7 protein-coding genes and 2 pseudogenes are annotated in these 6875 nt (G+C 49.1%); all 9 read left to right on the forward strand.

Going from position 1 to position 6875, the window contains the following annotated elements:
- Positions 1 to 157: 157 nt before the first annotated feature.
- The 9 genes and pseudogenes from VIP81_RS14985 (at position 158) to VIP81_RS15025 (ending at position 6770) form a co-directional block, all read left to right on the forward strand.
- Positions 158 to 715 (forward strand): thioredoxin family protein, encoded by a 558-nt coding sequence (locus tag VIP81_RS14985; protein WP_331962172.1) that lies wholly within the window; start codon positions 158 to 160, stop codon positions 713 to 715.
- 223 nt (positions 716 to 938) lie between these two features.
- Positions 939 to 1241 (forward strand): urease subunit gamma, encoded by a 303-nt coding sequence (gene ureA, locus VIP81_RS14990; RefSeq protein WP_133809771.1) that lies wholly within the window; start codon positions 939 to 941, stop codon positions 1239 to 1241.
- Positions 1242 to 1259: 18 nt separating this feature from the next.
- A pseudogene (ureB, locus tag VIP81_RS14995) lies at positions 1260 to 1559 on the forward strand (urease subunit beta); the annotation flags it as partial.
- A 71-nt stretch (positions 1560 to 1630) separates the two neighbouring features.
- On the forward strand, positions 1631 to 3352 hold the full coding sequence (ureC, locus tag VIP81_RS15000; protein WP_331962180.1) for an urease subunit alpha: 1722 nt from the start codon (positions 1631 to 1633) through the stop codon (positions 3350 to 3352).
- An 11-nt stretch (positions 3353 to 3363) separates the two neighbouring features.
- Complete coding sequence (ureE, locus tag VIP81_RS15005) at positions 3364 to 3867, forward strand: urease accessory protein UreE (RefSeq protein WP_331962183.1); 504 nt, start codon at positions 3364 to 3366, stop codon at positions 3865 to 3867.
- Between the two features lie 48 nt (positions 3868 to 3915).
- Positions 3916 to 4596, forward strand: a complete 681-nt coding sequence (locus tag VIP81_RS15010) for an urease accessory protein UreF (RefSeq protein ID WP_331962186.1) — start codon at positions 3916 to 3918, stop codon at positions 4594 to 4596.
- Between the two features lie 48 nt (positions 4597 to 4644).
- Positions 4645 to 5280 (forward strand): urease accessory protein UreG, encoded by a 636-nt coding sequence (ureG, locus tag VIP81_RS15015; RefSeq protein ID WP_331962189.1) that lies wholly within the window; start codon positions 4645 to 4647, stop codon positions 5278 to 5280.
- Positions 5281 to 5429: 149 nt separating this feature from the next.
- A pseudogene (locus tag VIP81_RS15020) lies at positions 5430 to 5948 on the forward strand (urease accessory protein UreD); the annotation flags it as partial.
- Positions 5949 to 6065: 117 nt separating this feature from the next.
- Positions 6066 to 6770 (forward strand): hypothetical protein, encoded by a 705-nt coding sequence (locus VIP81_RS15025; RefSeq protein WP_331962195.1) that lies wholly within the window; start codon positions 6066 to 6068, stop codon positions 6768 to 6770.
- The last annotated feature ends 105 nt before the right edge of the window (positions 6771 to 6875 follow it).

Genomic DNA, 6875 nt, shown 5'->3' on the forward strand with positions numbered 1-6875 from the left:
ATTGCAAAAGATTAGCGAAGATTAACAATATATGATGTTAATCTTCGCTAATCTTTTTTAATCTTGTAAATAAATCTTGAAAATCATCAAAATCAGTATAATCCTGGGAAAGACAAAAACCCGCGAAAGACATATTTTTGATCAAAACCAATCACCCATGCGATCTTTAGTGCTTACATTAACAGTACTCTGTACTGTGTTATCTTTCTCCTCCGTGAAGGCCCAGCAAACGCCTGCCGCAGCAGACCAGATAGTAAAAGAAGCCTGTACACAGGCGGCCAAAAATCACAAAAAAGTTTTCGTGTTGTTTCATGCTTCCTGGTGTGGCTGGTGCCATAAAATGGATACGGCCATGAACGATGCATCCATTAAAAAAGCATTCACCGACAACTATGAAATCCGCCACATCACCGTGCTGGAAAATGGCGCTAACAAAGCCCTGGAAAACCCCGGTGGTGCTGAATTGCTGGCTAAATTTCATGGTGATCAGGAAGGCATTCCTTTTTGGCTGATTTTAAACGACGATGGTAGTCTGATTGCCGACAGCCGCATGAAAGATCCCACCGGCAAACTGCAGAATGTAGGCTGCCCCGCACAGAAAGAAGAAGTAGATTACTTTGTTGGTCTGCTGGAAAAAACATCTAAAATGAAACGTGGTGAACTGGAAGCCGTACGTACCAGGTTTGCTAAAATAGCCCCACAGGCTGCCCACTAAATATTTTCTGCCGCAGGCAGGTACTTTAGGGAGATGTTTTTCTTCTATGACCTGCCTGCTGCCGGAAACCTGCTCCCCATCAACTTCCTGCCCTTATAAGTCTCCCCGTTATTATATTCCGTTACCCTGATTTTCGGGTAATCCGGAAAATTCGTACTTTACCACTCCTTTTCATACACCAACCAGTCTCCCGGTCAAACATTTTTTACAACAATTTATTTATATGCACCTGACTGCACGGGAAACCGAGAAATTATTACTACACCTGGCTGGTGAGCTGGCCGAAAAAAGAAAAGCAAGAGGGCTGCGCCTCAACTATCCGGAAGCGATTGCACTCATCAGCAGTCACCTGATGGAGGCCGCCCGTGATGGGAAAACCGTAGCAGAACTGATGCATTACGGTGCTACTATTCTTACCCGTGAAGACGTGATGGAAGGTATTCCTGAAATGATCCACGAAGTACAGATCGAAGCTACTTTCCCGGATGGCACCAAACTGGTCACCGTACACGATCCTATCCGATAACCATTAAATTTTGCTGCCATGATCCCAGGAGAATACTTTTTAAAGAAAGAAGATATAGTGGCCAACGCCGGCCGGAAAACGGTAAAGGTGAGTGTGGTCAATACCGGTGACAGACCTGTACAGATTGGCTCTCATTGCCATTTCTTTGAGGTGAACCGCATGATGTCATTCCCCCGTGAAGCGGCCTTTGGTATGCGCCTGAATATTCCTTCCGGCAACGCCGTGCGCTTTGAACCTGGAGAAGCCAAAGAAGTAGAACTGGTGGAGCTGGGTGGCCACAAACGCGTGATAGGTATTAACAACCTGGTGAATGGCGACACCACTGATCCCACCGTAAAAGCCGCCGCTATTGCCAAAGCAGCATTGCTGAACTTTAAATCCGAACAATTATGAGTCTCCATATCAGCAAAACAAAATACGTAAACATGTATGGTCCTACCACCGGCGATCGCGTGCGGCTGGCAGATACAGACCTGATCATTGAAATAGAAAAAGACTACAACGTATACGGTGACGAAAGCAAATTTGGTGGTGGCAAAAGTGTAAGAGATGGCATGGCGCAATCGGCCACTGCACTACGTAGCGAAGGTGTGCTCGACTTTGTGATTACCAACGTGATCGTGATTGATCACTGGGGTATTGTAAAGGGCGACATCGGTATTAAAGATGGTAAAATTGTGGCCATCGGACAGGCGGGCAATCCCGACACCATGGATGGCGTGCATCCGGAGCTGATCATTGGCGCCTCTACAGAAATCCATAATGGCGCCAACCTGATTGCTACTGCCGGTGGCATCGATACGCATATTCACTTTATCTGCCCCCAGCAGATAGATCACGCCCTTTTCAGCGGTGTAACCACCCTCATAGGCGGCGGCACCGGCCCGGCAGATGGTACCAGCGCCACCACCGTTACACCCGGCAAATGGAACATCCAGCGCATGTTGCAGGCCGCAGAGGCTTATCCGGTGAACCTCGGATTTTTTGGTAAAGGCAACTGTGCCACCACCGCACCTATGGTAGAACAAATTGCTGCCGGTGCATTAGGGTTGAAAATTCATGAAGACTGGGGCTCCACGCCCGCCGTAATAGATGCCGCCCTGAAAGTAGCCGATGAACTGGATATACAGATTGCAATTCATACCGATACCCTCAATGAAGCAGGATTCCTGGAAGATACGCTCAACGCCATCAACGGTCGTGTGATCCATACTTTCCATACAGAAGGCGCCGGGGGAGGCCATGCACCGGATATTATCCGCGCCGCTTCCTTCCCGAATGTGTTGCCGGCATCTACCAATCCTACCCGTCCTTATACGGTCAATACCATCGATGAACACCTCGACATGCTGATGGTTTGTCATCACCTCGATAAAAAAGTACCGGAAGATGTGGCCTTCGCCGATTCCCGCATCCGCCCGGAAACCATTGCAGCAGAGGATATCCTGCATGACATGGGCGTATTCAGCATCATGAGTTCCGACTCCCAGGCCATGGGACGTATAGGCGAGGTAGTGATACGTACCTGGCAAACGGCCGACAAAATGAAGAAGCAACGCAGCTTCCTCGAAGAAGATCAGCACCACGACAACGACAACTTCCGGGTGAAAAGATATATCGCCAAATACACCATCAACCCGGCCATTGCGCACGGTATTTCAGAACACGTAGGCTCCCTGGAACCGGGTAAGATGGCGGACCTGGTGCTCTGGAAACCCGCTTTCTTCGGCGTAAAACCAGAGATGATCATTAAAGGCGGTATGATCAACGCCAGCAGGATGGGAGATCCCAACGCCTCTATTCCCACACCGCAGCCAGTGGTGTACCGGCATATGTTTGGCGCCCATGGCAAAGCATTGCTGAATACCTGTGTACTTTTCGTATCTGCGTTGTCGTTAGAGAAGGGAATTAAAGAAGAATATGGTTTGGAGAAACAGCTGTTGCCCGTGCGCAATTGCCGCAATATCTCGAAGAAAGACCTGATCCATAACGATAAAACGCCGGATATCACCGTGAATCCGGAAACCTATGAAGTGCGGGTAGACGGCGAAAAGATTACCTGTGAGCCACTGAAAGAGCTGGCTATGGCCCAGCGTTATTTTTTATTTTAAGAAGGGGAGATATGTTGGTAAGAGAGATCATTGGAAATACGGCTACGCATACACGTAGCAGCGAAGAAACAGATGTGCTGCCGCTGGAATGGTTTGAAACCACCCGGCGTATTCAGCGTAAACACACGACTGCCGGCCGTGAAGTAGCCTTGAAGTTTACAAAGGAAGGGCAACAATTACAGCAGCACGATATTCTTTACCAGGATGATGCGCTGATGATTGTTGTAGACATTCTGCCCTGTGATGCCATCGTGATCACACCGCGCAATATGGCGGAAATGGCAAAAGTTTGTTACGAAATAGGTAATAAGCATTTACCACTTTTTCTCGAAGGAGAACAGTTGCTGATTCCGGCAGACGAGCCGTTGTTCCGCTGGTTGCACGCCGCCGGATACCCGGTAGTAAAGGAAAAACGACAACTGCTGCATATCCTGCGTACCAATGTACAACCGCATGCACATGGCAACGGGGGGCCTTCGTTTTTTGAAAAGATCCTGGAACTGGCATCGAAATAATGATAGGCTTTTAGTGGAGCGGCTGTCATGAACAATCAATTGGAATATATGGAACAACAATATCTCGGTAGCTTATTACACCTGGCAGATAGTACACTACCCATTGGTAGCTATACACATTCTGCCGGGCTGGAAACATTTGTGCAGCAGGGTTTGGTCAACAGTCGCGCTACCGCCGATACCTTTGTCCGCAACATGTTGCAGCATAATCTGCGATACAATGATGCTGCTTTTATGAGTCTTGCCTACGCGGCAACCGCGGAGCAAAACATCACCGCATTACTGGAGCTGCAGGAACTGTGTTCGGCTGTAAAGGCGCCACGGGAGCTTCGGGAAGCCAGTCATAAGCTGGGCGGCCGGCTCACCCGCATCTTCAGTCGCCGGTATGCCAGTCCGTTCATGACAGCTTATGAAGCCGCCGCAGGACCAGGCCCGCACTATTGCCTGGTATTTGGCGTATATGCGTACGTGTTAGGTATCCCATTGTCGTCGACGCTGTATGCTTTTTACTACAATGCCGCTGCCGGTATGGTCACCAACTGCGTGAAGCTGGTACCACTGGGCCAAATGGACGGGCAGGATATCATTTTTGATTTACAACCACTGTTGCAGGAACTGACGACTGCCACATTGCAGCCGGACAAAGCCTTGCTGGGCCTTTGCAATGCCGGGTTCGATATCCGCAGTATGCAGCATGAACGGCTGTATAGCCGTTTGTATATGTCGTAAGCAGCTGGAGTGTGTTTGTTTATAAGTTGTAATTTTAATTTACCATCAATGACCAGAGAATATATTAAGATAGGCGTGGCTGGCCCGGTAGGTTCCGGCAAAACAGCACTGATAGAAAGACTTACCCGGCAGATGGCCAATGAGTACCAGGTGGCTGTGATCACCAACGATATTTACACCAAGGAAGATGCGGAATTTCTGACGAAGAACAGCCTGTTACCGGCAGAAAGGATCATTGGTGTAGAAACCGGTGGCTGCCCGCATACCGCTATCCGCGAGGATGCCAGCATGAACCTGGAAGCAGTGGAAGAAATGGTGCGTCGTTTCCCCAACATCGAAATCATTTTTATAGAAAGCGGTGGCGATAATCTTTCTGCCACCTTCAGTCCCGATCTGGCAGACGTGACCATCTTTGTTATTGACGTAGCAGAAGGAGATAAGATCCCCCGCAAAGGAGGCCCCGGTATTACCCGCTCCAATTTGCTGGTGATTAATAAAATAGATCTGGCGCCTTATGTGCATGCAGACCTCGGCGTAATGGAAAGGGATGCCCGCAAAATGCGGCTGGGACAACCTTTTGTGTTCACAGACCTGATGAGTGGCAAGGGACTGGAAGACGTGATCAACTGGATTAAACGATTTGCTTTACTCGAAGATGTGGCCGCACCTAACCTCCTGACATGATTAGTGAACTGAAGATATTGACGGGTAAAAGAGAGGCAGGTACGTACCTGAAAGAATGCTATTGTACAAGACCTTTTAAAATTGCGAATGTGCGGGAAGAGCGCAGCGATCCTGTGCTTCGCCTGATGATGATGAGTTCTTCCCCGGGGATGCTCGACAAAGACCATTACCAGCTGGATATCACCGTAGCGGCAGGAACAGCGCTGCACCTGCAAACCCAGGCCTATCAGCGGCTGTTTACGATGGAAACCGGGGCAAGGCAGGAGATGACCGTACGCCTGCAAACCGGCAGCACCTTTACCTTTTTGCCGCATCCGCTGGTCCCGCATGAAAAGGCTACCTATACCGGCTATACGAATATTCATTTGACCGTTAATTGCCGTCTGATATGGAGTGAAATCATTACCTGTGGGCGTAAGCTGAACGGGGAAGTATTTCTGTTTACCAAACTACATAGTATTACCAGCGTATATGCCGGGGAACGGCTGCTGTTGCGGGATAACCTGCTGATGCAGCCCGGTGTCACGGATTTTACCGCTATGGGCTGGATGGAAGGGTATACCCATCAGGCGACTTTCCTGTTTTTTGATACTCATGAAAATGTAGCCTGGAATGAAACTGCGGACAGGCTTCACCGTTACCTGGAAGAACAGCCCCGGATGCTGGCGGGCATTACCCGTACGCAGGGGGAGGGGCTGATGGTAAGACTCCTGGGCCACAGCGGGGAACAATTGTATGAATGCCAGCAACAACTGGCCGGGCTTTTATCTGCATAAAAACAGCGCATGACATTTATCGATAACAGTTTATTATTTACTGCCGTAACGATCAGTTGTTTGCATACGGCTTCCGGGCCGGATCACTACGTGCCTTTCATCGTTTTTTCCCGTACCAGGAAATGGTCCATCACTAAAACCATTGGCTGGACCGCCCTCTGTGGCCTGGGCCATGTGATGAGCTCATTGGGCATCGGGATGATTGGGGTGGTATTAGGTTGGCAGTTGTCGCGCTTCACCACGATCACGGAAGTACGTGGCGGCATTGCGGGATGGGCATTGCTGATATTGGGGCTTTTTTACCTCATATGGGGATTATATAAGGCGATTGCCAACCGTCCGCATAAACATTTTGATGTGTATGAGGATGGTGATATGTATGTGTATCAACATCGGCATAATGAGGCGTATGTGGCGCCACAGAAACGCATCCGCGTTACACCGTGGATTCTTTTTGTAATATTTGTCATGGGGCCCTCAGAACCCTTGCTGCCACTATTGTTTTACCCTGCTGCACAACAGTCGGTACCCGGTATCGTCATGCTCATCGTTACGTTCACACTATTCACCATTCTTACCATGATCGTCATGGTTTTACTGGGGTATTACGGTTTTTCTTTGATGAAACCTGTGGCCACGGAGAGATATATGGCAGCTATCAGTGGCGCCGCTGTTACACTCTGCGGAGCAGGCATGGTTTTTATGGGTTGGTGAACTGTTTAACAGCTCGTCTGTTATAGCAAATAAACCTTTACCACATGCGAAAATGGCTCAGGATCATCCTTATTACCGGCGGAGCGTTGATAGCCCTGCTATTGT

Source organism: Chitinophaga sp. (assembly GCF_036566945.1).
Taxonomy (GTDB): Bacteria; Bacteroidota; Bacteroidia; order Chitinophagales; family Chitinophagaceae; genus Chitinophaga.